Source organism: Chitinimonas viridis (genome assembly GCF_030409555.1).
In the GTDB taxonomy this organism is placed as follows: domain Bacteria; phylum Pseudomonadota; class Gammaproteobacteria; order Burkholderiales; family Chitinimonadaceae; genus Chitinimonas; species Chitinimonas viridis.
On record NZ_JAUFPU010000018.1, the window covers coordinates 286,767 to 306,478 of the forward strand.

The 19,712-nt window shown below is 63.2% G+C and carries 21 protein-coding genes; 9 read left to right on the forward strand and 12 right to left on the reverse strand.

The window, feature by feature from the left end; translation table 11 throughout:
• Positions 1–161 precede the first annotated feature (161 nt).
• Positions 162–593 carry an HIT family protein gene (locus QWZ03_RS14515; RefSeq protein ID WP_284195001.1) on the forward strand — a complete coding sequence of 144 codons (432 nt, stop codon included), beginning with the start codon at positions 162–164 and terminating at the stop codon, positions 591–593.
• 2 nt (positions 594–595) lie between these two features.
• A complete protein-coding gene (locus QWZ03_RS14520; RefSeq protein ID WP_290333385.1) occupies positions 596–2,230 on the forward strand; it encodes a cyclic-di-GMP receptor FimW-related protein in 1,635 nt (544 codons plus the stop codon).
• A gap of 27 nt (positions 2,231–2,257) precedes the next feature.
• Here the strand turns inward: QWZ03_RS14520 and hda are convergent, their stop codons facing one another.
• Both hda and QWZ03_RS14530 read right to left on the reverse strand, forming a co-directional pair.
• A complete protein-coding gene (hda, locus tag QWZ03_RS14525) occupies positions 2,258–2,977 on the reverse strand; it encodes a DnaA regulatory inactivator Hda (RefSeq protein ID WP_290333387.1) in 720 nt (239 codons plus the stop codon).
• Positions 2,974–4,044 (reverse strand): AI-2E family transporter, encoded by a 1,071-nt coding sequence (locus QWZ03_RS14530; RefSeq protein ID WP_290333388.1) that lies wholly within the window; start codon positions 4,042–4,044, stop codon positions 2,974–2,976. The genes hda and QWZ03_RS14530 overlap by 4 nt, the downstream gene beginning before the upstream one ends.
• A gap of 245 nt (positions 4,045–4,289) precedes the next feature.
• On the opposite strand from QWZ03_RS14530, the gene purM reads away from it, so the two are divergent.
• From purM to QWZ03_RS14560, 6 genes are all read left to right on the forward strand, one after another.
• Positions 4,290–5,333, forward strand: coding sequence for a phosphoribosylformylglycinamidine cyclo-ligase (gene purM, locus QWZ03_RS14535; protein WP_284195005.1), 1,044 nt, complete (start codon positions 4,290–4,292; stop codon positions 5,331–5,333).
• 124 nt (positions 5,334–5,457) lie between these two features.
• A complete protein-coding gene (purN, locus tag QWZ03_RS14540) occupies positions 5,458–6,054 on the forward strand; it encodes a phosphoribosylglycinamide formyltransferase (protein WP_290333389.1) in 597 nt (198 codons plus the stop codon).
• A 4-nt stretch (positions 6,055–6,058) separates the two neighbouring features.
• Positions 6,059–7,222 (forward strand): DUF3108 domain-containing protein, encoded by a 1,164-nt coding sequence (locus QWZ03_RS14545; protein ID WP_290333390.1) that lies wholly within the window; start codon positions 6,059–6,061, stop codon positions 7,220–7,222.
• 65 nt (positions 7,223–7,287) lie between these two features.
• A complete protein-coding gene (locus QWZ03_RS14550; RefSeq protein WP_290333391.1) occupies positions 7,288–7,965 on the forward strand; it encodes a DUF3108 domain-containing protein in 678 nt (225 codons plus the stop codon).
• 11 nt (positions 7,966–7,976) lie between these two features.
• Positions 7,977–9,233: an RsmB/NOP family class I SAM-dependent RNA methyltransferase gene (locus tag QWZ03_RS14555; protein WP_373322441.1), complete on the forward strand. Its 1,257-nt coding sequence runs from the start codon at positions 7,977–7,979 to the stop codon at positions 9,231–9,233.
• 243 nt (positions 9,234–9,476) lie between these two features.
• Positions 9,477–11,072 (forward strand): methyl-accepting chemotaxis protein, encoded by a 1,596-nt coding sequence (locus QWZ03_RS14560; RefSeq protein ID WP_290333393.1) that lies wholly within the window; start codon positions 9,477–9,479, stop codon positions 11,070–11,072.
• A 128-nt stretch (positions 11,073–11,200) separates the two neighbouring features.
• Here the strand turns inward: QWZ03_RS14560 and QWZ03_RS14565 are convergent, their stop codons facing one another.
• From QWZ03_RS14565 to QWZ03_RS14590, 6 genes are all read right to left on the reverse strand, one after another.
• Positions 11,201–11,695 (reverse strand): ClpXP protease specificity-enhancing factor, encoded by a 495-nt coding sequence (locus QWZ03_RS14565; RefSeq protein WP_284195011.1) that lies wholly within the window; start codon positions 11,693–11,695, stop codon positions 11,201–11,203.
• Positions 11,696–11,779: 84 nt separating this feature from the next.
• The gene (locus QWZ03_RS14570) at positions 11,780–12,385 is read right to left on the reverse strand and encodes a glutathione S-transferase N-terminal domain-containing protein (protein ID WP_284195012.1); all 606 of its coding nucleotides are present in this window, start codon (positions 12,383–12,385) and stop codon (positions 11,780–11,782) included.
• 163 nt (positions 12,386–12,548) lie between these two features.
• Positions 12,549–13,367 carry a cytochrome c1 gene (locus QWZ03_RS14575; protein ID WP_290333394.1) on the reverse strand — a complete coding sequence of 273 codons (819 nt, stop codon included), beginning with the start codon at positions 13,365–13,367 and terminating at the stop codon, positions 12,549–12,551.
• Positions 13,368–13,385: 18 nt separating this feature from the next.
• A complete protein-coding gene (locus QWZ03_RS14580; RefSeq protein WP_308447571.1) occupies positions 13,386–14,741 on the reverse strand; it encodes a cytochrome b in 1,356 nt (451 codons plus the stop codon).
• Positions 14,742–14,756: 15 nt separating this feature from the next.
• Entirely contained in the window at positions 14,757–15,344 is a 588-nt protein-coding gene (petA, locus tag QWZ03_RS14585; protein WP_284195015.1) for a ubiquinol-cytochrome c reductase iron-sulfur subunit, read from the reverse strand.
• Positions 15,345–15,739: 395 nt separating this feature from the next.
• Positions 15,740–16,486 (reverse strand): Nif3-like dinuclear metal center hexameric protein, encoded by a 747-nt coding sequence (locus QWZ03_RS14590; protein ID WP_290333395.1) that lies wholly within the window; start codon positions 16,484–16,486, stop codon positions 15,740–15,742.
• 23 nt (positions 16,487–16,509) lie between these two features.
• On the opposite strand from QWZ03_RS14590, the gene QWZ03_RS14595 reads away from it, so the two are divergent.
• Positions 16,510–17,679: a Do family serine endopeptidase gene (locus QWZ03_RS14595; protein WP_290333396.1), complete on the forward strand. Its 1,170-nt coding sequence runs from the start codon at positions 16,510–16,512 to the stop codon at positions 17,677–17,679.
• A gap of 166 nt (positions 17,680–17,845) precedes the next feature.
• On the opposite strand, the gene tatC is transcribed toward QWZ03_RS14595, so the two are convergent.
• The 4 genes from tatC to QWZ03_RS14615 are packed head-to-tail and all read right to left on the reverse strand — an operon-like array spanning position 17,846 to position 19,712.
• Positions 17,846–18,592, reverse strand: a complete 747-nt coding sequence (tatC, locus tag QWZ03_RS14600) for a twin-arginine translocase subunit TatC (protein WP_290333397.1) — start codon at positions 18,590–18,592, stop codon at positions 17,846–17,848.
• 14 nt (positions 18,593–18,606) lie between these two features.
• On the reverse strand, positions 18,607–19,083 hold the full coding sequence (gene tatB / locus QWZ03_RS14605) for a Sec-independent protein translocase protein TatB (protein ID WP_290333398.1): 477 nt from the start codon (positions 19,081–19,083) through the stop codon (positions 18,607–18,609).
• Positions 19,084–19,086: 3 nt separating this feature from the next.
• Positions 19,087–19,305: a Sec-independent protein translocase subunit TatA gene (gene tatA, locus QWZ03_RS14610; protein WP_290333399.1), complete on the reverse strand. Its 219-nt coding sequence runs from the start codon at positions 19,303–19,305 to the stop codon at positions 19,087–19,089.
• Between the two features lie 47 nt (positions 19,306–19,352).
• A complete protein-coding gene (locus QWZ03_RS14615; RefSeq protein ID WP_284195021.1) occupies positions 19,353–19,712 on the reverse strand; it encodes a histidine triad nucleotide-binding protein in 360 nt (119 codons plus the stop codon).

Sequence of the window (19,712 nt, forward strand, 5' to 3'; positions counted from 1 at the left end):
GCATACCTGCCACCGACCTACGTCATATCCGTCAGCAGCACAAGCCGCTGGCCGTATTACCAGAACAGCCAAACGGTAGCCAGCACACTTGAGTTCGTTGGCTTACGGCCGCACAATGCCAACGTAATAGAATTGGCATTTTTTGATATTAGGCAGCCATCATGACCGCATCCCCCTGCCCGCTGTGCGCCACCCCCGGCGGCGAATTGCTCTGGCAATCAGCCCTGTATCGCGTGGTACTGGTGGACGAACCCGGCTACCCTGGTTTTTGCCGTGTCATACTCAACCAGCACCTGGCCGAGATGACCGAACTTGCCAGCGAAGACCGGGTCGCAATCATGAATGCCGTCTGGGCCGTTGAAGAAGTCCTGCGCAGCGAACTGTCGCCGGACAAAATCAACTTGGCCAGCCTGGGCAATGTCGTGCCCCATGTGCATTGGCATGTCATCCCCCGCTGGCTGGATGACAGGCACTTCCCGGCCCCCATCTGGGCGCAGCCCATGCGCGAGGGCCATGACAAGGCCATCGATACCACCCGCCTCAAGGCCGCGCTGGCGTCCAGGCTGCTGATGCTAGAGTCGTTCAAGGAATAAACATGCACGCACTCGATCTACCGCCCTTCGATGCCTCCCTGCCCATGGAGTTTGCCGACGCGCGCGGCTTCCGGGACTGGCTAAAACTGGTGCCCATGATCAATGTGCGGCAGGCCCACGGCGAGGTGCTGGACACACTGGCCCGCCTCAACGTCAGCCCGGTGCTGCCGATAGAGCGGCTGAAAATGCTGGAGATGCTGCGCGAGCCGGTCGCCATGCTGCAGGAGGAAAACGCCAAGCGCTACTTCGGCAAGCCCTTCCCCCTGGCCCTGACCGAAGACGGCATCTGGCTGGCCAACAACCAGCTCTGGCTGGCCATGAGCACAGGCTACCGGCATTGCTGGCAAGCAGCCATCAAGGGCGACGTGATGGTGGCCGATCACAAGGCCCTGGCTGGCCAACGTGCCCTGCGCTATGCCGCCCTGGCCATACGCGAGCACCACTTGGCCTACCGGGTCGTGCCGCAAGCCCGTTGGGATGATCTGTACGCGCTCTACCAGATCGCAACCGATGCCGATGTCGCCACCAAGATCGTCAAGGACAGCCTCAACAAGCAGACCGAGCTTTCGTCCTGCCATGCGGCCTTCCTGCAGGCCCTGCTGCTGGCGGCCGCCAATCCCAGCTCCATGCCGGTGCGGCAGATCATCTGGACAGATCGCTTGCTGGATCGCTGGTCCAATCAGGCCGCCATGGCCACCGTCTCCCCCGCAGACCAGGACAAAGGGGTATTGGCCTTCAATCTGGCGGCACCGGGAGAACTCAAGCGGCACGACCCGCCGCCCAGCGGCGAAGGCTGGCGTTTCCTCGATATTGACCCCATAGGCAAGAGCATCAAGAAGCGCATCAAGTACCTGCGTGCCGGCGAATCGCCCGCCCAGTTGGGCCTGGGCGAAGAATACGCCGCCACCACGGTAGAAAACCACCTGATCGGGCTCTACCAGGAATGGTGTGACCTGCCGATAGAACGCGGCATGCCCCGTCGCCCTGCCAGGGATGATGCGCCCGAGGCCCAGGTAGGCCTGGGACTGGTGGCCACCCACTTTGCCGTCGGCGGCGAGCGCTTTGGCCAGCCGGCCGAACCCATGGAAGTCCGTGGCCGCGCCATCGCCGACTTCCAGCTGTTCGGCGGCCAGGCCCATCACCTGAGCGCTGCCAAGGTCAATCGCGATGCCGAGCCGGAACCCGAGATGGAGGCCTGGCGGGTACACAATGAGAGCGCGCTGGGCTTCAAGCTGGAGCGCAACGAGCCCGGTGGCCGCCTGATGCATGGCCAACTGGTTGCCGTGCGCCCCCGCCCAGGCCAGGGATACATGGTCGGCACCGTGCGCTGGCTGCTGGAAGGCAGCAACGGCGAGATCGCCATGGGCGTGCGCGCCCTGCCCGGCATGCCGCAAGCCGTGGCCGTACGCGCCACCGGCCTCAATACCTTCTCCAATCGCTTCACCCAGGCCCTGCTGCTACCGGGCATGCCCACCCTGCAGGCACTGCCCAGCCTGTTGCTGCCGCCCACCTGGTTCAAGGCAGGCCGCATCATCGAAGTACATATCGAAGGTCAGATCAAGAAGGTCAGGCTGGACCAGTTGATAGAGCGTGGTCAGGATTTCGAGCGTGTCGCCTTCCAGGGCGAGATAGGCTAGCCCACACCCGCCACCAAGCCGGCGCCGCTACCAGGGCAGGGTGCCATTCCAAGACCCCTGGGCCTGCGGCGCCTCGTCGGCATCGCGCAGCACCTCTCGCACCAGGGGCAAGGTCAAAGGGCGGCCACGTGCCAAGGCCGCCCGGTCCAGGCTATCGAGCAGGCGGGTCAGCTCGCCCAGGTCGCGGCTGCGATGCAGCAACAACCAGCGGCAAACCGCCTCATCGACCTCGCAACCACGGGCACGCGCCCGATGGCGCAGCAGCGCGGCCTTGTCCTCATCGTCAGGCTCGCCTATCTCGAACACCAGGCCCCAGCCCAGGCGGGTCGTCAGGTCCTCGCGCAGCAGCTGGCGGGCCGGCGGCTGCAGGCCGGCTGTCAGTATCACCCGTCCCGCTTCGCGCTGGGCATTGATCAGACCAAACAGCACGATCTGTTCCTCCTCGCCCAGGCCATCCACATGGTCCACCGCCAGCAATTCGTAGCCATGGGCCGCCTCGGCCAGCGGCTGCCGGGCAGCGTCCCAGTAATAGGCAAACAGGCCCTGGGCCATGGCCCGCTGGACGGTAGCACGCAGCAGATGACTCTTGCCGGTGCCGTGAGCACCCCACAGATACACGCACCCCTCCCCCCCCTGGCCATCAGCCAGGCTCTGCAAGGCCATAAAGGCCTCCATATTGGGGCCGATGAGGAAATCATCGAAGCCAAAGGGCTCAGGTAGCTGTAGATCCAGCGGCAGCTGCTTCATCGCAGGTACAGGGGGCTATCCAGATATTGCTGCCGAACATGGCGCAGACCCACCAGCAGGGCCGCCGCCAGCGGCAGCGCCAGCAACACGCCGACAAAGCCGAACAGCTGACCAAAGGCCATCAAGGCAAAGATCACGGCCACAGGATGCAGGCCGATACGCTCGCCCACCAGCTTGGGGGTAATCACAAAGCCTTCCAGCAACTGGCCCATCAGGAACACCCCCCACACCGGCAGCAAGCCGCCCAGCGACTGGAACTGCAGGCCCGCAGCCAAGGTAGCCAGCAGCACGCCGACTATCACCCCCAGGTAGGGGATGAACACCAGGATGCCGGCGATGATGCCGATGGGCAGGGCCGACTTCACGCCGCAGAGCCACAGGCCCAGGCTGTAGAACACCGCCATCAGCAGCATGACCGAGATCTGGCCACGCAGGAATTCCCCCAGCACATCGTCCACCTCCGCCACCAGGCCGGTGACGGTCGCCTGCAGGCGTACCGGTATCAAGGCCCTGACATGGCCTATCAGCACATGCCAGTCGCGCATGAAATAGAACAGCACCACCGGCAGCAGCACCAGATTGGCCAGCAGCCCCACCACAGCCAAACCACCCGATGTCAGCGAGGGCAGCACCGCCTTGAAGGCCTGCCCAGCCTCGGCCCCATGGGCAGTCAGCCAGGTCTTGATGGATTCGGTATCCAGCGACAGCTCCAGACCCAGCCGCTGCGACAGCAAGGGCGCCACCCGGTCACGCAGCCAGGCCAGCAGCTCCGGCACATAGCCATATAGCGCACTCAGTTGCTGCACAAACAGCGGCACCACGATCAACACCAGCGCCACCAGCATCAGCAGAAGGCCCGCCAGCACCACACCCACCGCCACGCTGCGGTCCCAGCCCCGCGCTGCCAGCCTGCCCACCAGGGGTTCCAGGATATACGCCAGCACGGCAGCCGTGACAAAGGGTGCCAGTACCGGTGCCAGCAGGTAGAGGACGATCAGTATGGCCAGCCCCAGGCCAAGCGGCCAGTAGCGGGTCCAGGTAGGTTTGAGCGGGCGGCGACGTTTCATTTCGGGTAAAATGCGCGCGAATTCCGGTGCTTACAGTGATAAGGCCTATAAATCTGGCATGGCTTGTTGCCGCCAGTGCTGCATTGTAACCGCACCGCCGTCGCCAACGCGCCGGTTTTCGCGGCCTGATGGCCGCAACACAGACCCGCAACCCCGCCAGCGTGCGCAGCCCGCCTCCAACCCGATGGAGGGCCAGGGCGCGAATGGCAGGGGCGGCCCAGATTCCAACGTTCACCGAGCCTACCATGAGCCAAGCCCCACAAAGCCTTTCCTATCGCGATGCCGGCGTCGATATCGATGCGGGTGACCAGCTGGTCGAGAACATCAAGCCCTTCGCCAAGCGCACCATGCGGCCGGAAGTCCTGTCCGGCATCGGTGGCTTCGGCGGCCTGGTCGAGATCAGCAAGAAGTTCAAGGAACCGGTGCTGGTATCGGGCACCGATGGCGTGGGCACCAAGCTCAAGCTGGCATTCGAACTGAACCGCCACGACACCGTAGGCATAGACCTGGTGGCCATGAGCGTCAACGACATCCTGGTGCAAGGCGCCGAACCCCTGTTCTTCCTCGATTACTTCGCCTGCGGCAAGCTGGATGTCACCAGCGCCACCGAAGTCATCAAGGGCATAGCCAGCGGCTGCGAGCAATCGGGCTGCGCCCTGATCGGCGGCGAAACTGCCGAAATGCCAGGCATGTACCCCCTGGGCGAGTACGATCTGGCCGGCTTTGCCGTCGGCGTGGTGGAAAAGAGCAAGATCATCACCGGCGAGCACATCGCCCCCGGTGATGTGGTGCTGGGCCTGGCCTCCAATGGCGCCCACTCCAATGGCTATTCGCTGATCCGCAAGATCCTGCATCTGACAGAAGCCGACTACAACGCCTCCTTCGACGGCGGACGCTCGCTGGCCGATGTGGTGATGGCCCCCACCCGTCTCTATGTGAAACCCATCCTCAAGCTGATGGAAAGCCTCACCGTGAAGGGCATGGCCCATATCACCGGCGGCGGCATCACCGAGAACGTGCCGCGCGTGCTGCCCGACCACACCGTGGCCCAGATCGACGCCAAGTCCTGGCAGTTGCCCAAGCTGTTCCAATGGCTGCAAGCCCAGGGCAATGTCGAAACGCAGGAAATGTACCGTACCTTCAACTGCGGCATCGGCATGGTGGTGATCGTTTCGGCGGCAGATGCCGAAGCCGCCAGCAAGCTGCTGGCCGCCGAAGGCGAGACCGTCTACCGCCTGGGCACCATCCGTGCCCGCAACGGTGACGAGCACCAGACCCAGGTTGCCTGAGTCCCATCGGTCCTTCCGGGCCAGGCCGGCACTGCCGGCACCGGCCCGGGGCTGATCCGCCCGTTCGATACGCCATCGCGGCGCCTGGCCAAGCAGCCAGGCCCGCAGGATAGCCGCTGCACCTATGAAAAACATCGTCATCCTGATCTCCGGCCGTGGCTCCAATATGCAGGCCATCGTCGAAGCCGCCATCCCCGGCGCGCACATCGCCGCCGTCATTGCCAACCGGCCCGATGCGGCCGGCCTGGCCTGGGCGGCTGAACGCGGTATTGCCACCGTCGCGCTCGATCACAAGCAATACGCCAGCCGTGAAGCCTTCGATACCGAACTGGCCGCCCGCATAGACAGCTTCCAGCCCGATCTGGTGGTGCTGGCCGGCTTCATGCGCATACTGACGCCAGCCTTCACCCAGCATTACGCAGGCCGGATGTTCAATATCCACCCCTCCTTGCTACCCGCCTTCCCCGGCCTGCATACCCACCAGCGTGCCATCGATGCCGGCTGCAAGCTGGCCGGCTGTACCGTCCACTTCGTCACGGCCGAGCTCGATCATGGCCCCATCGTGTTCCAGGCTGCTGTGCCGGTGCTGGACGACGACACCGAGACCAGTCTGGCCCAGCGGGTGCTGGCAGAGGAACACCGGCTCTACCCCGCCGCCGTGCAGGCGTTTGTCGAAGGTCGGCTGGAAGTGGACGGACTGCGTGTCCGTCACCTCGGATAGGTCTATGCGAGCCAGGCTGTCGCCGCTCTTCCTCATCGCCCTACTCGCCTCCCTGCTGCTGCACCTCACTGCCAGCCTGGGCGATACCCTGTGGCTGTGGTGGCAGCACGACCCACTGACCGACATCCCGCTGATCCAGCCCTCGCAGCGCAAGCTCCAGGGCAGGCAGCTGACAGACCATGCCAGCCGTCGGCTGCTGGCAGGCATCCAGCCGCTCGATGCCCTGCAGGTGCAGCTAGGCCTGCCGGCCGAGCCGGCCAGCCCACCCACGCCCCTGGCTGAGGCCAAAACCCCGGCTGCGCCCGTGGCACCACCCCAACCCTCCGCGCCGCCTCCCAAGCCGGCCGCCCCCCCACCCAAGCCCAGCACACCAGCGCCCCAAGTGCCGGTATCACCCCCCCAGGTGGCCGCAACCGCCGAACCCAGCCCACCCGCCGCCGCCACCGCTACGGTAGCGACGCCACCCGAGTCCACCGTCACCGTCGTACCTGCCGCCGCCGCCGCCGCGCGCCCGGTGCTGGATGGCCCCTTCCCCCGCCAGATCGACGTCAGCTACCTGATCAAAGGGGTGGCACTGGCCAAGCTCAAATGGCGCCAGGATGGTGATGAATATGAGATCGACCTGCTGGGTAGCTTCCTGGGCCAGACCTACGAATGGAAAAGCGAGGGCGAGGTCGGCCCCCATGGCCTACGGCCCAAGCGCTTTACCGAGTGGCGCAACCGCAAGCCCGCCCCCCGCTACCTGGTGGAGTTCGACTGGCCCGCACAGCAGGTCAGCTTTGGCGAGCCCGCCAAGCGCCAGACTGCGCCGCTGCAGGAAGGCGCCCAGGACCTGTTCTCCGCACCCTACCAGTTCGCCCTGCAGGGCAGCAGGCTGCCCGACTTCACCATGCAGGTGGTCAGCGGCCGCAAGACCTATACTGTGCCATTCAAGCTGATAGGCGAAACGACGCTGACCCTGTCCGGCATCAAGGTGCCCACCCTGGTCCTGTCCGGCAGCCATGAGAAGCGCCGCTTCGAGTTCTACCTGGCGCCCGACTGGCACAATCTGCCCGTGCGCATACGCAGCGATGATGGCGAAGCCGTGCAGGACATGATCGCCGTCGAGGTCGCTTTTGACGGCAATACCGTGCTAGCACGCGCCGCACCCCGCGAGAGAGACCGTTGATTCAGCAGGAGGTCAGCCGCCAGCCACTAAGCTGGTCGCCATCCCCAACGCTCAAGGCACGCATCATGATTGCACGTTCCCTGCTACTGACCCTCAGCCTCCTGGCCGCCACCGCGCCCCAGGCCGCCGACCTGCCACGCCAGGCCCGCATCACCTACGAAGCAAGGCTGAGCGGCCTGCCGGTGGGCGAGGCCGTACAACGCTGGCAGCGCGAAGGCAGCAAGTACACGCTGGATACCGAGATCACCCCCATACTGGGTTCCCGCATCCGCTATCACAGCGAAGGCGAGCTGACGCCCGCCGGCTTGCGCCCCAGCAGCTACGGCGAGTTCCGTGGCAGCAGCAGCACCCCGCGCCAGCAGGCCCAGTTTGACTGGCGCACCCGGCAAGTCAGCTATGGCCCGGCCGACGCCTTGCAAAGCGCCCCGCTAGACAGCGGCGCGCAGGATCTCAACACCCTGCCCTTCCAGCTCGCCTGGCTGGGCACCAAGACCACCGCCAATCTGCAGATCATCACCGGCCGCAAGCTGCGTGATGACGCCTTTACCGCCAGCACCGGCAGCCCGTTCGCCCTCATGGGCAAGCAAACGGCCACCCGTATCTGGCGCGCCCCGGACGGTGACAAGCGCACCGAATTCTGGCTCGCCACCGATTACGCCAACCTGCCCGTCAAGATCGTCCGCCACGACGACAAGGGCGAGCTGCAGCTGATCGCCAAACACATCGAATACCAACTGGAATAACCATGCCCCCACTGAATCAAGAACAATTCCACGCCGCCCTGGATGCCTTGCGCAACGCCCTGTCCTTCGCCGCACCGGCCGATGCCGTACTGTCGCGCTACTTCCGCGAGAACCCCAAGCTGGGCAGCCAGAACCGGCACTTCATCGCCGAAGCGGTGTTTGGCGTCATGCGGCAGAAGTTCGCACTGGACCGCATCTGCGGCGAAGACAACAGCCCCCGCCGGTTGCTGCTCGCCTGGCTGATACGTGGTGGCCGCAACCTGCGCGAATTCGAGCCCATCGTCTCGCGCGAAGACGAGCGCGCCTTCCTGGCCGGCGTCAAAGCCTTCAAGCTTGAGACTCTGACCCTGGCCGAACGGGCCGAGCTGCCCGAGTGGGTAGGTAGCGAGCTGCAGGCCAGTGGCATGAGCGACGACGACATCCTCAGCCTGGGCCGGGCCCTGTCCCAGCCCGCCCCGCTGGACCTGCGCGTCAACACCCTCAAGATGAAGCGCGAGGCCGTCCAGGCCGAGCTGGAAGCCCTGGGCTACGAACACAGCCCCACGCCCTACTCGCCTTTCGGCCTGCGGCTGGCAGGCAAGCCCGCCATCAACCGCCACACCCTGTTCACCGAAGGCGCCATCGAAGTGCAGGACGAAGGCAGCCAGCTGCTGGGCCTGCTGGTCGGCCCCAAGCGCGGCGAGATGGTGGCCGACTTCTGTGCCGGTGCTGGCGGCAAGACGCTGCTGCTAGGCATGCTGATGGCCTCCAGCGGCCGCCTGTATGCGTTTGATGTTTCCGAGAAGCGGCTGGCCAACCTCAAGCCCCGCCTGGCACGTTCCGGCCTGTCCAATGTCCAGCCGCAACGCATAGAGAGCGAAAACGACAGCCGCATCAAGCGCCTGGCCGGCAAGCTGGACCGCGTGCTGGTCGACGCCCCCTGCTCCGGCATGGGCACCCTGCGCCGCAATCCCGACCTCAAGTTCCGCCAGAGCGCCACCAGCGTGGACGAGCTGAACCAGAAGCAGACCGCCATCCTGGCCTCGGCCGCCCGCCTGGTAAAGGTCGGTGGCCGGCTGGTCTACGCCACCTGCAGCATACTGCCGCGCGAAAACCAAGGCATAGTCGAAGCCTTCCTGGCCGCCCACCCCGGCTTCGAGCTGGTCCCCGCCAACCAGGTCTTGAAGGAACAGCGGGTAGACCTCGACACAGGCAACTACCTGCAGCTGCACCCGCAGATACACGGCTGCGACGGCTTCTTCGCTGCCGTGATGACACGCAAGGCCTGATCTCGCGATGATGGGCCGCCAGCCCGGCAGGTGCGGGCGGCCCTGATCACCGGCCCAGCGCTGAGCGCTCATCCAAGGCTGGCGTAGGTATAGGACGGGTACGGGCGCCCCCGCGCGGCGATCGACGTGGTTTGAATCCGCTGCAGCGCTCAGTGACTGAAGTTCATAAATCACGCCGAGGTGGCAGGAAATGTTGGCTATGCTGCTCATATAGCCAATATATTCTTGTGCGCCCGGAGGCCCATGCGCCTACTGCCCAGAAGCAGCCTGACCCAGCGCCTGCTGCTGCCCATACTGCTGGTGGGCGCTGCCGTGGCGCTGGCCTGCGTTGCCCTTACCATGCAATTGCGTGAACAGATGGTGCGCACCGCCGGCATCAAGGCCGCCCAGACCCTGGCCCAGCAGACCACCGTGCTGCGCGCCTTCTATACCAGCGAGATCACCACCCGGGCGGGTGCCGCAGGCATGCATTTCGGTGCCAACTTCCGCGAGCAGCCCAATACCCTGCCCTTGCCCGCCACCCTGGTCAAAGCCCTGGGCACCGCCATCAGCAAGGAGTACCCCGGCACGGCTATCCGCCTCTATAGCCGCCACCCCTTCCCCAACCGGGTGGCCACCGAAAGCTACGATGCCTTCGAGCTGGCCAGCATCACCGCGCTGGAACGCAATCCCGACATCCCCCAGCAAACCCTGCAGCGTGTGGGCGAGCGGCTCTACGCTCGCTATGCCGTTGCCGACCGCATGCAGCAGGCCTGCGTCAGCTGCCATAACAGCCACCCCGATTCCCCCAAGCGCGACTGGAAGGTGGGCGATGTACGTGGTGTAGTTTCAGTGACAGTGCCAGTGGAGGACGTTGCCGCCCAGGTCAGCCATGGCATGGCCAGCCTGGGCCTGCTGGTGCTGGCCGGCTTCTGCCTGATCACCGGCGTAGCACTGTGGCTGACTCGCCAGGTACTCAGGCAGGTAGGTGGCGAGCCTGAATACGCGGCCGATATCGCCAGGCGGGTAGCAGAGGGCGATCTGTCGGTTGCCGTGCAAACGCACCGCAACGACAGAGACAGCCAGTTGCATGCCATGCAGCATATGGTCGACAGCCTGCGCCAGGTCGTGACCGAGCTGCATGCTTCTGCGGCCGTCACCGTTTCGGCTTCCGGCCACGTGGCCGCCGCTTCGCAGGCGCTCAGCGCCACTACCTCGGAGCAAGCCGCCAATGTGGAAGAAGCCAGCGCCGCACTGACCCAGATAAGCGCCAGCGTCAGCCTCAACGCCAGCCATGCCCAGACCACCGATGCCATTGCCTGGCAGGCGGCAGACGCCGCCAGTCAGGCCAGGATATCGGCGCAGCAGACCGTACAGGCCATGCGTGAAATTGCCCGCAAAGTAGCCTTGATAGACGATATCGCCTTCCAGACCAATATGCTGGCCCTGAATGCCGCCATAGAGGCTGCCCGCGCCGGGCAAAGCGGCAAGGGCTTTGGCGTAGTCGCCACCGAGGTACGCAAACTGGCCGAGCGTAGCCGTACTGCCGCCGAGGAGATAGGCCGGCTATCCCTGAACAGCGTGGACCAGGCCGAACAGGCCGGCCACCTGCTTGACCAGGTCGAGCCATCCATACGGCGAACCGCCGAACTGGTACAACAGATCGCCGCCGCTAGCCGCGAACAACGCAATGGCCTGGAACAGATAGCCCTGTCCGCCAGTCGCCTGTCTGCCACCACTCAGACCAATGCCGCCTCCTCCGAAGAGCTGTCCGCCACGTCTGAGCGCCTGAATGAACAGTCCCAGCAATTGCAGGAAATAGCGCACCGCTTCCGGTTGCCGCCGGATGGGCTGGCGTAGTACTACCAGCGACATCCCAACGGCCTTGCTGTGGTGCTCGCAGCCCAGATTGTCAGACCGATAAAGCAAAAAAACACGCCATCGGCGTGTTTTTTTGGATGCGCAGCAGTAAAAGCCTGTTCAAAGGCCTACTTCACCACGCGCAGATGCCCACGCCCTGCAGGCGGCGCAGCGGGTGGCGGTTCTTCATCATCGGCCGGCGGTGCCTCCTTGGCATCCTCCTTCAGCACCACGGCTTCCGGCACGCTGGGCGACACCGGCCGCAAGGCGCTGACGCGTTCCTCGCCGTGCTCCTCCTCACCTGCTTCGGCGAACTCCGGCTCCCAGGCCATGCCCTCGCCCGTCTCGCGGGCAAACAGGGATACCACGGCGCCTATGGGCACGGCGATGTCGCGGGACACGCCATTGAAGCGTGCCGAGAAGTGCACATAATCGTCACCCAGCTGCATATTGCGGGTGGCGTTATAGCTCACATTGAGGGTGATCTCACCATTCTTCACGAACTCCATGGGCACCTGCATCTTGCCGCGTACGGCGACCACCAGATAAGGCGTGTAGCCATGGTCGGAGCACCATTCGTGGATGGCGCGCATCAGGTAAGGCTTGATCGGAACTGGTTTCATGCGCTTCGCGTAGGAGAAGGAAGGAGTCGGTACAAGGCAACAGGCCCGACACGGCATGGCCGGTCGGGCCCATCACGCCTTACATCATTTGCGCATGGCTTTTTCGTTAGGCGTCATCGAATCGATAAACGCCTGACGGCCGAACAGACGCTCGGCGTACTTGAGGATGGGTGCCATCGGCTTGGACACTTCCACGCCGTAGTGCTCCAGACGCCACAGCAGGGGCGCAATCGCCACGTCCAGCATGGAGAACTCTTCGCCCAGCATGAACTTCTGCTTGGCAAACAGCGGCGCGATCTGGCCCAGGTTGTCACGGATGGTGGTGCGGGCCTTCTCCAGGTCCTTCTTGCTGGACGCGCTGTTCTCCAGGGTGCGCACATGCACGAACAGTTCGCGCTCGAAGTTGAACAGCATCAGGCGGGCACGGCCGCGCATGATGGGGTCGGCCGGCATCAGCTGCGGATGCGGGAAGCGCTCATCAATGTATTCGTTGATGATGTTGGATTCGTACAGGCACAGGTCGCGCTCGACCAGCACAGGCACTTCGTTGTACGGGTTCATCACGGCCAGGTCTTCCGGCTTGTTGTGTATGTCCACGTCAACGATCTGGAAGTCCATGCCCTTTTCGAACAGGACAATACGGCAGCGGTGGCTGAAAGGGCAGGAAGTGCCGGAGTACAGGGTCATCATAAGCGGGGGATCTCCATCAACGGCAATAGTCGTAAACGATCGAGTTTAGCATTTTGCCTAGGCAAATAGCCAGAAAAGCAACATAAGCAACTGATTCAAAAAAGAAAACGGGAGGAATCACCTCCCGTTTCCGACTGCAGGACCACACAGCTGCGGGGCAGGCTTAGTGCAGGTCGCTCCAGTACTCGCGCTTCAGGATATAGGTCATGGGCACCAACAGGAAGATCAGGAACAGCAGCACGCTGTAGCCTATGCTCTCGCGCTTCACCTGGGCCGGTTCGCTCATCCACACCATGTAGTTGGTCAGGTCGGTCATACGCTCGTCAAAGTCGAGCATATTGGCCTTGCCGTCTTCCAGGCGGGTCAGTTCGCCCGCTTTGGTCAGCACCAGCTGGTGGGTGGTGATCTTATCCTTGCCGTTCACATGCTCCACCGTCTCCCAGGAGCGGGCCACCGGGCCCTTGGCCTCGGCCTTGCCCTCGACGGTACGCAGTTCCAGGTCGCCCTGCAGCTGCCACAGCACATGCGGCATGCCAACCTTGTCGAACACCGCGTTGTTCCAGCCAGTGGGACGGCTGCTGTCGCGGTAGAAGCTGCGCAGATAGGTGTAGAGCCAATCGGCACCACGCGAGCGGGCAATCAGGGTCAGGTCGGGCGGGGTGGCGCCAAACCAGGCCTTGCCGTCCTTGGCCTGCATGGCCACGCGCATCGGGTCGCCCACCTTGTCGGTGGCGAACATCAGGTTGTCCTTGATCTGCTGCTCGCTCAACCCCAGGTCGGTCAGGCGGTTGTAGCGCATGGAGCTGGCGCCATGGCACGACAAGCAGTAGTTCACGAACACCTTGGCGCCGCGCTGAACCGATTCGGCATTGGCGACACGCAGCTCAACCTTGTCCAGCGCGACACCGCCAGAGGCCGCCAGGGCGGTCAGCGGGGCCAGCAAGGCACAGGCGGCGATAATCCGGGCAATCTTGTTTTTCATCTTATTCGTCTCCCTCGATCAAACCAGCTTGGCGAACACAAACGAACCAAGGATGGCGATACCCACGTACATCAGGAATGCCAGCTGGCGCGAGGTATTGGTTTCGGTAACGCGTGCCGGCACCGGCTCGGTGCCTGGGTCGTTCTTGGTATAGAACGGCATGGCCAGGAAGAAGCCGAAGTAGATGACACTGAAGATCTGCGACAGGATGGTGCGCAGCTCAGTCGGTGCCTTGGCACCCAGGATACCCAGGCCGATAAAGGAGATCAGGAACAGCACCAGGGCCGTCTTGAACTTCTTGCCACGATAGCGGATGGACTTGACCGGGCTGCGATCCAGCCAGGGCAAGAAGGCAATGATCACCACAGCCGCACCCATGCCTATCACACCCCATACCTGGGTACCCAGGAAGGACGGAATGGCGCGCAGGATGGCGTAGTAAGGCGTGAAGTACCAGACCGGTGCAATATGCGGCGGGGTCTTCAGCGGGTCAGCCGGATCGAAGTTCGGGTGCTCCAGGAAGAAGCCGCCCATCTCCGGCGCAAAGAACACCACATAGCTGAAGATCACCAGGAACACCGCCACACCAAAGATATCCTTGATGGTGTAGTAGGGGTGCATGGGGATGCCATCCAGCGGAATGCCGGTCTTGGGATCCTTGTTCTTCTTGATTTCGACGCCATCGGGGTTGTTCGAACCCACTTCGTGCAGCGCTACCAGGTGAGCCACCACCAAGCCCAGCAGGACCAGCGGCACGGCAATCACGTGCAGGGCAAAGAAGCGGTTCAGGGTCGCATCGGACACCACGAAGTCACCCCGTATCCACACCGACAGGTCAGGCCCGATCACCGGGATGGAAGCAAACAGGTTGACGATCACCTGCGCACCCCAGAACGACATCTGGCCCCATGGCAGCAGATAGCCCAGGAAGGCTTCGGCCATCAGGCACAGGAAGATCAGCATGCCGAAGATCCAGATCAGTTCGCGTGGCTGCTTGTAGGAGCCATAGACCAGACCGCGGAACATGTGCAGATACACCACCACGAAGAACATGGAGGCGCCGGTGGAGTGCATGTAGCGGATGATCCAGCCACCCGCCACGTCACGCATGATGTATTCGACCGAATTGAAGGCGACCGACACATTGGTGCCGGGAATCAGCGACCCATCCGGCTTGTAGTTCATCGTCAGGAAGATACCGGTGACGATCTGTATCACCAGCACCAACAGGGCCAGCGAACCGAAGTAGTACCAGAAGTTGAAGTTCTTGGGCGCATAGTACTCGGACATATGCGCTTTCCATGATGCCGTCACCGGGAACCGGTCATCCACCCAGTTCACCACGGTATTCGTCAGGGCTTGCAGCTTGCTCATTTCAGGCCTTCCCTCTTATTTGTCTTCGCCGACCAGCAACACCGCATCATTCAGGTACTTGTAGGGCGGTATGTCGAGGTTCTTGGGAGCGGGCACGCCGGAATAAACGCGGCCTGCCAGGTCGAACTTGGAGCCGTGGCAAGGGCAGTAGAAACCACCCATCCAGTCCGCACCGAGATCAGCCGGGGCCAGATCGGGACGGAAAGTCGGCGAGCAGCCGAGGTGGGTACACACCCCCAGGGCCACCAGTATATTGGCCTTGTCGGCACGGGCACGCGTCTTGTTCTTGGCGTACTCCGGCTGATCGCTGCCGTTCGAGTCGGGGTCGGTCAGCTTGCTTTCGATCTTGGCAAGGCTATCCACCATTTCCTTGGTGCGGTTCACGACCCACACCGGCTTGCCGCGCCACTCGACGTCTATCTTCTGGCCTGGCTCGAGCTTGCTGATGTCCACCTCTACCGGCGCACCGGCAGCCTTGGCACGCTCAGACGGGAAGAAGCTGGCAATAAAGGGCGTGGCGACCCCGACCACGGCGACGCCACCCACGGCGCCGGTCGCGAGCGTCAGGAAGCGCCGCTTGCTGTTGTCCACTTGATTCGTCATACCCAGTCCCTGACTTTCTGACTTTTTTGAAATGTGTAAACCCAGGATGCCGGCAGCAGGTCTGCTTACCGAGACCGACGGCACTGAGAGCAACCGACAAGACCCAGCACAGCAACACCGGCCATGCGCGCAAGCGTCGGCTGTACCTGGGGTACGGCAAGCTTGCGCCACAACACCGGGAGGGTTTTGTCAGCGGCTCTTAGGCTCTGTTGTCATCTGCCTCAGGCAGAAGCACATCACAACAGAACCTAAACTAGGTGATTTTAACCGATTCCCCCAGCTTGGATAAGCCTTTGCCGCAATGGGGTTATTGAAAGCCCCCCTGGCACTGTGCTTTCGGCGCCACAGCAACACCCAAACAACTACCTGCAACAGCCCGCCACGGCTAGGCGGCATCAGATCGGGTTGGCCAATTCCACATAGTGGGTATCCAGCCCAAACTGGCCGGCCAGATGGGCCGCCAGCGCCTGCACGCCGTAGCGTTCGGTGGCATGGTGGCCTGCCGCGACAAAGGCCACACCATGCTCCAGCGCAGCATGGTAGTTATGCTCGGACGCCTCGCCGGTCAGAAAGACATCGCAACCCGCCGCAATCGCCCCGGCAAAATAACCCTGCGCCCCGCCCGTACACCACCCCACCCGCCGCACCGGCCGGTCGCCCTCACCAATCACCAGGGGCCGCCTCCCCAGGCTGGCCTCGACCCGCTGGGCAAACCCCGCCAGGCTGCACGCCTGCTGCGGCACACCCAGCCAGCCCAGCTCCTGCTCACCAAAGCGCCCCTCCGCCACCAGGCCCAGCAACGCCCCCAGGCTGGCGTTGTTGCCCAGCTCCGGATGCGCATCCAGCGGCAGATGGTAGGCCAGCAGGCTGATATCATGCTGCAGCAGCTTGCCCAGGCGGCGACGCTTGCTGCCCACCACCCGGGCATCCTCGCCTTTCCAGAAATAGCCGTGATGCACCAGGATGGCATCTGCCTCCCAGGCGATGGCAGCATCGATCAAAGCTTCGCTGGCCGTCACGCCACACAGCAGGCGCTGCACTTGGGCACGCCCCTCGACTTGCACGCCATTGGGGGCATAGTCTTTGTAACGGTCTTGCTGGAGCAGTTGTCCGGTATAATTTTCCAACTCACGCAATAACATAGCGGCCGCCGTTCGCAAATCACATGAAAAAACTCTGGCTGATTTTCGCACAAACCACCACCGTGGGTCTGGCGGTCTGGTTTTTGCTCACCCTACTCAAGCCGGGCTGGATACCCAAGCAGATGGCCGATGTGGTCACGCTGCGCGAAGCACCCGCGGTGGAAGCCCCCGTGCACCTGCCTGGCAATATCAGCTACCGCGAAGCGGTACGCCATGCCATGCCCAGCGTGGTAAACATCTATACCAGCAAGGAAATCAAGAAACGGCGCCACCCGCTGCTGGACGACCCGCTGTTCCGCCGCTTCTTCGGCGACCGCTTTGAGAATAGCGAGAGCCAGCGCACCTCCAGCCTGGGCTCGGGGGTCATCGTGTCGGCACAGGGCTATATCATCACCAACAACCATGTGGTGGCCTCGGCCGACGAAATCCAGGTGGCCCTGTCGGACGGCCGCACCACCACCGCCATCGTAGTGGGCGCCGACCCTGAAACCGATCTGGCCGTGATCAAGATCGATCTGCCCAACCTGCCTGCCATCACCTTCGGCCAGGTCGAAAAGCTCAATGTCGGCGACGTGGTCCTGGCCATAGGCAACCCCTTTGGCGTGGGCCAGACCGTCACCATGGGCATCGTCTCGGCCTTGGGGCGCACCAATCTGGGCATCAATCCCTTCGAGAACTTCATCCAGACCGATGCCGCCATCAATCCCGGCAACTCTGGCGGCGCGCTGGTCGATAACGCCGGCAACCTGGTGGGCATCAACAGCGCCATCTATTCGCAAACCGGCAGCGCCGTGGGCATAGGCTTCGCCATTCCCGCCAGCACGGTAAAGAGCGTGATGGAACAGATCATCAAGGACGGCGCCGTCACCCGTGGCTGGATAGGGGTGGACACCCAGGATCTGACGCCCGAGCTGGCGGCCAGCTTCAACCTGGCCGAGGGCACCGAAGGCGTACTGATCAATGGCGTGGTAAGAGGCGGCCCGGCCGACCGTGGCGGCGTCAAGCCTGGCGATGTGCTGATTGCCGTCAACGGTGAAGCCATCCATGACTTCAACGGCATGCTGAACCTGGTGGCCAACCAGAAGCCCGGCCAGGAGGCCAGCATCAAGGTACTGCGCGGCGGCAAGCCGCAGGAATACAAGGTCAAGATAGGCAAGCGCCCACCACTGGCCAGCGACCCAGGCGAAGAATAAGCGCCGCCAGCGCGCACCTAGCCCGAACCGCTACGCCGGGTTTTGCTAGCGACGCCGACCCCCCGCCTGATGCAAAACACCCTAAGGCCTGGACACAGATCCAGGCCTTGGGGTGTTTTACATGGCGAATCCAGCGCGGAAAATCGGCCGTGCCTCGCCCGCCAGCCTAGCCCGAAGCCTCGGTATTCTCCGCCTGCTTGGGCACCATCAGCCAGGCGGCCAGCACCACACCCAGCTCGAACAACAGCCACAGCGGCACCGCCAGCATGACCTGGGACAACACATCAGGCGGGGTCACCACGGCCGCAATCACAAAAGCACCCACGATCACATAGGGCCGGGCCTCGCGCAGCTTGGCCACGGTCACGATGCCCATGCGCACCAGCACCATCACGATTACCGGTGTCTCAAAGGTAGCGCCAAAGGCCAGGAACATACCCAGCACAAAGCTCAGGTATTTATCGATATCCGTCATCATGGCCACCCCCTCGGGTGTGACACCGGTCATAAAACCGAACACCACGGGGAACACCAGGAAATAGGCAAAGGCCATGCCGACTAGGAACAGCACCAGGCTGGAGACGATCAAGGGCAGTATCAAGCGCTTCTCATGCTGGTACAGGCCCGGCGCCACAAAGGCCCAGGCCTGGTACAGGGTATGCGGCAAGGTCAGCAGAAAAGCCACCATGCCCGCCACCTTCATGGGCACAAAGAAACTGGAGGTCACATCGGTGGCTATCATCTGGCTGCCCACCTTCATGGCCTTGAGCATGGGCATGGCGAGCAGGTGATAGAGATCGCCAGCCCAATTGAACAGCAGGCAAAATGCCACCACCATCAGCAGTACGGCGCGCACCAGCCGGCTGCGAAGCTCGATCAGGTGCTCGATCAGGGGTTGCAGGTCTTGTTGCATGACTATCCTGTCGCTCAGCGACGGTCACGCACAGCGCTGGACTGTGCGGCAGGCTCGGGCAGGGGGCTGATAGGCGCTATCTCAAGCGGCGGCGTGGTGGTGGTAGGCGGGGCAAACAGGTCGAACTGCGGCGCCTCGGGCGTGCCGGCCGCCAACGCAGCCTGATCCGCCGCAGAATGCCCGAGGGGATCCGCCGCAGCATCGCGCGCCTCGCCCAGCACCCCCTGCAGATCCTGGTTCACCTCTTTCAGCTCGCCATTCAGCTGCTGGTGCATCGTGCGCCCAGCCTCATTCATCTCGGCTTCGATCTGGCGCAGGCTATCGAGGTCTATCTCACGCTGGATATCGGCCTTCACGCCGGCCACATAGCGTTGCAAACGCCCCACCATGCTGCCCAGCGTGCGGGCGACCTTGGGCAAGCGCTCCGGGCCGATGACCACCAGGGCCACCACCCCCACCACCAAGAGCTCGCCAAAACTGATATCAAACACGGCTTAGCGCTTGTCCTTGCTGGCTTCGTTCTCGAACACCCGGGCGCCTTCCACAGGTTTCTCGGCGATCTTGGGCTTGTCCTCATCCGACTTCATGCCTTCCTTGAAGCCCTTGATGGCCGAACCCAGATCCTTGCCCACGCCGCCCAGCTTCTTGGTGCCGAATACCAGCACCACGATAACCAGCACGAGCAGCCAATGCCATATACTGAAGGAACCCATTTTGCTACCTCTCCCAACGTTGCCGCCGTGCTCAAGCACGGCGTTGTTTACTGTACCAGCTGCGCCATCATGGTTTCGGCCTTGCCACCGCCGCCGAACACATGCAGATGCAAGTGGAAAACCGATTGACCGCCCTTGGCGCCCGTATTGATCATGGTGCGGAAGCCCTCACCCAGACCCTGCTCACGCGCCAGCTGCGGCGCCAGCGCCAGCACCTTGCCCAGCAAGGCCTGGTCATCCGGCACCAGGGTCAACAGCGATTCGATATGGCGCTTAGGCACAATCAGGAAGTGAACGTTCGCAATAGGGTGTATATCGTGGAAGGCGATCACATCGTCATCCTCGTACACCTTGTTCGACGGTATCTGCCCCTGCGCTATCTTGCAGAAAATGCAGTTATCACTCAT

What these genes read in the sequence shown, in the direction of transcription:
- QWZ03_RS14550 (WP_290333391.1), top strand. Translation starts at nt 7,288, where the DNA reads ATGATTGCACGTTCCCTGCTACTGACCCTCAGCCTCCTGGCCGCCACC.
- QWZ03_RS14580 (WP_308447571.1), bottom strand. Translation starts at nt 14,741, where the DNA reads ATGAGCAAGCTGCAAGCCCTGACGAATACCGTGGTGAACTGGGTGGAT.
- QWZ03_RS14590 (WP_290333395.1), bottom strand. Translation starts at nt 16,486, where the DNA reads ATGTTATTGCGTGAGTTGGAAAATTATACCGGACAACTGCTCCAGCAA.
- QWZ03_RS14615 (WP_284195021.1), bottom strand. Translation starts at nt 19,712, where the DNA reads ATGAGTGATAACTGCATTTTCTGCAAGATAGCGCAGGGGCAGATACCG.
- QWZ03_RS14565 (WP_284195011.1), bottom strand. Translation starts at nt 11,695, where the DNA reads ATGAAACCAGTTCCGATCAAGCCTTACCTGATGCGCGCCATCCACGAA.
- QWZ03_RS14520 (WP_290333385.1), top strand. Translation starts at nt 596, where the DNA reads ATGCACGCACTCGATCTACCGCCCTTCGATGCCTCCCTGCCCATGGAG.
- tatC (WP_290333397.1), bottom strand. Translation starts at nt 18,592, where the DNA reads ATGCAACAAGACCTGCAACCCCTGATCGAGCACCTGATCGAGCTTCGC.
- purN (WP_290333389.1), top strand. Translation starts at nt 5,458, where the DNA reads ATGAAAAACATCGTCATCCTGATCTCCGGCCGTGGCTCCAATATGCAG.
- QWZ03_RS14575 (WP_290333394.1), bottom strand. Translation starts at nt 13,367, where the DNA reads ATGAAAAACAAGATTGCCCGGATTATCGCCGCCTGTGCCTTGCTGGCC.
- QWZ03_RS14570 (WP_284195012.1), bottom strand. Translation starts at nt 12,385, where the DNA reads ATGATGACCCTGTACTCCGGCACTTCCTGCCCTTTCAGCCACCGCTGC.
- hda (WP_290333387.1), bottom strand. Translation starts at nt 2,977, where the DNA reads ATGAAGCAGCTGCCGCTGGATCTACAGCTACCTGAGCCCTTTGGCTTC.
- QWZ03_RS14515 (WP_284195001.1), top strand. Translation starts at nt 162, where the DNA reads ATGACCGCATCCCCCTGCCCGCTGTGCGCCACCCCCGGCGGCGAATTG.
- QWZ03_RS14595 (WP_290333396.1), top strand. Translation starts at nt 16,510, where the DNA reads ATGAAAAAACTCTGGCTGATTTTCGCACAAACCACCACCGTGGGTCTG.
- QWZ03_RS14545 (WP_290333390.1), top strand. Translation starts at nt 6,059, where the DNA reads ATGCGAGCCAGGCTGTCGCCGCTCTTCCTCATCGCCCTACTCGCCTCC.
- tatA (WP_290333399.1), bottom strand. Translation starts at nt 19,305, where the DNA reads ATGGGTTCCTTCAGTATATGGCATTGGCTGCTCGTGCTGGTTATCGTG.
- QWZ03_RS14560 (WP_290333393.1), top strand. Translation starts at nt 9,477, where the DNA reads ATGCGCCTACTGCCCAGAAGCAGCCTGACCCAGCGCCTGCTGCTGCCC.
- QWZ03_RS14530 (WP_290333388.1), bottom strand. Translation starts at nt 4,044, where the DNA reads ATGAAACGTCGCCGCCCGCTCAAACCTACCTGGACCCGCTACTGGCCG.
- petA (WP_284195015.1), bottom strand. Translation starts at nt 15,344, where the DNA reads ATGACGAATCAAGTGGACAACAGCAAGCGGCGCTTCCTGACGCTCGCG.
- purM (WP_284195005.1), top strand. Translation starts at nt 4,290, where the DNA reads ATGAGCCAAGCCCCACAAAGCCTTTCCTATCGCGATGCCGGCGTCGAT.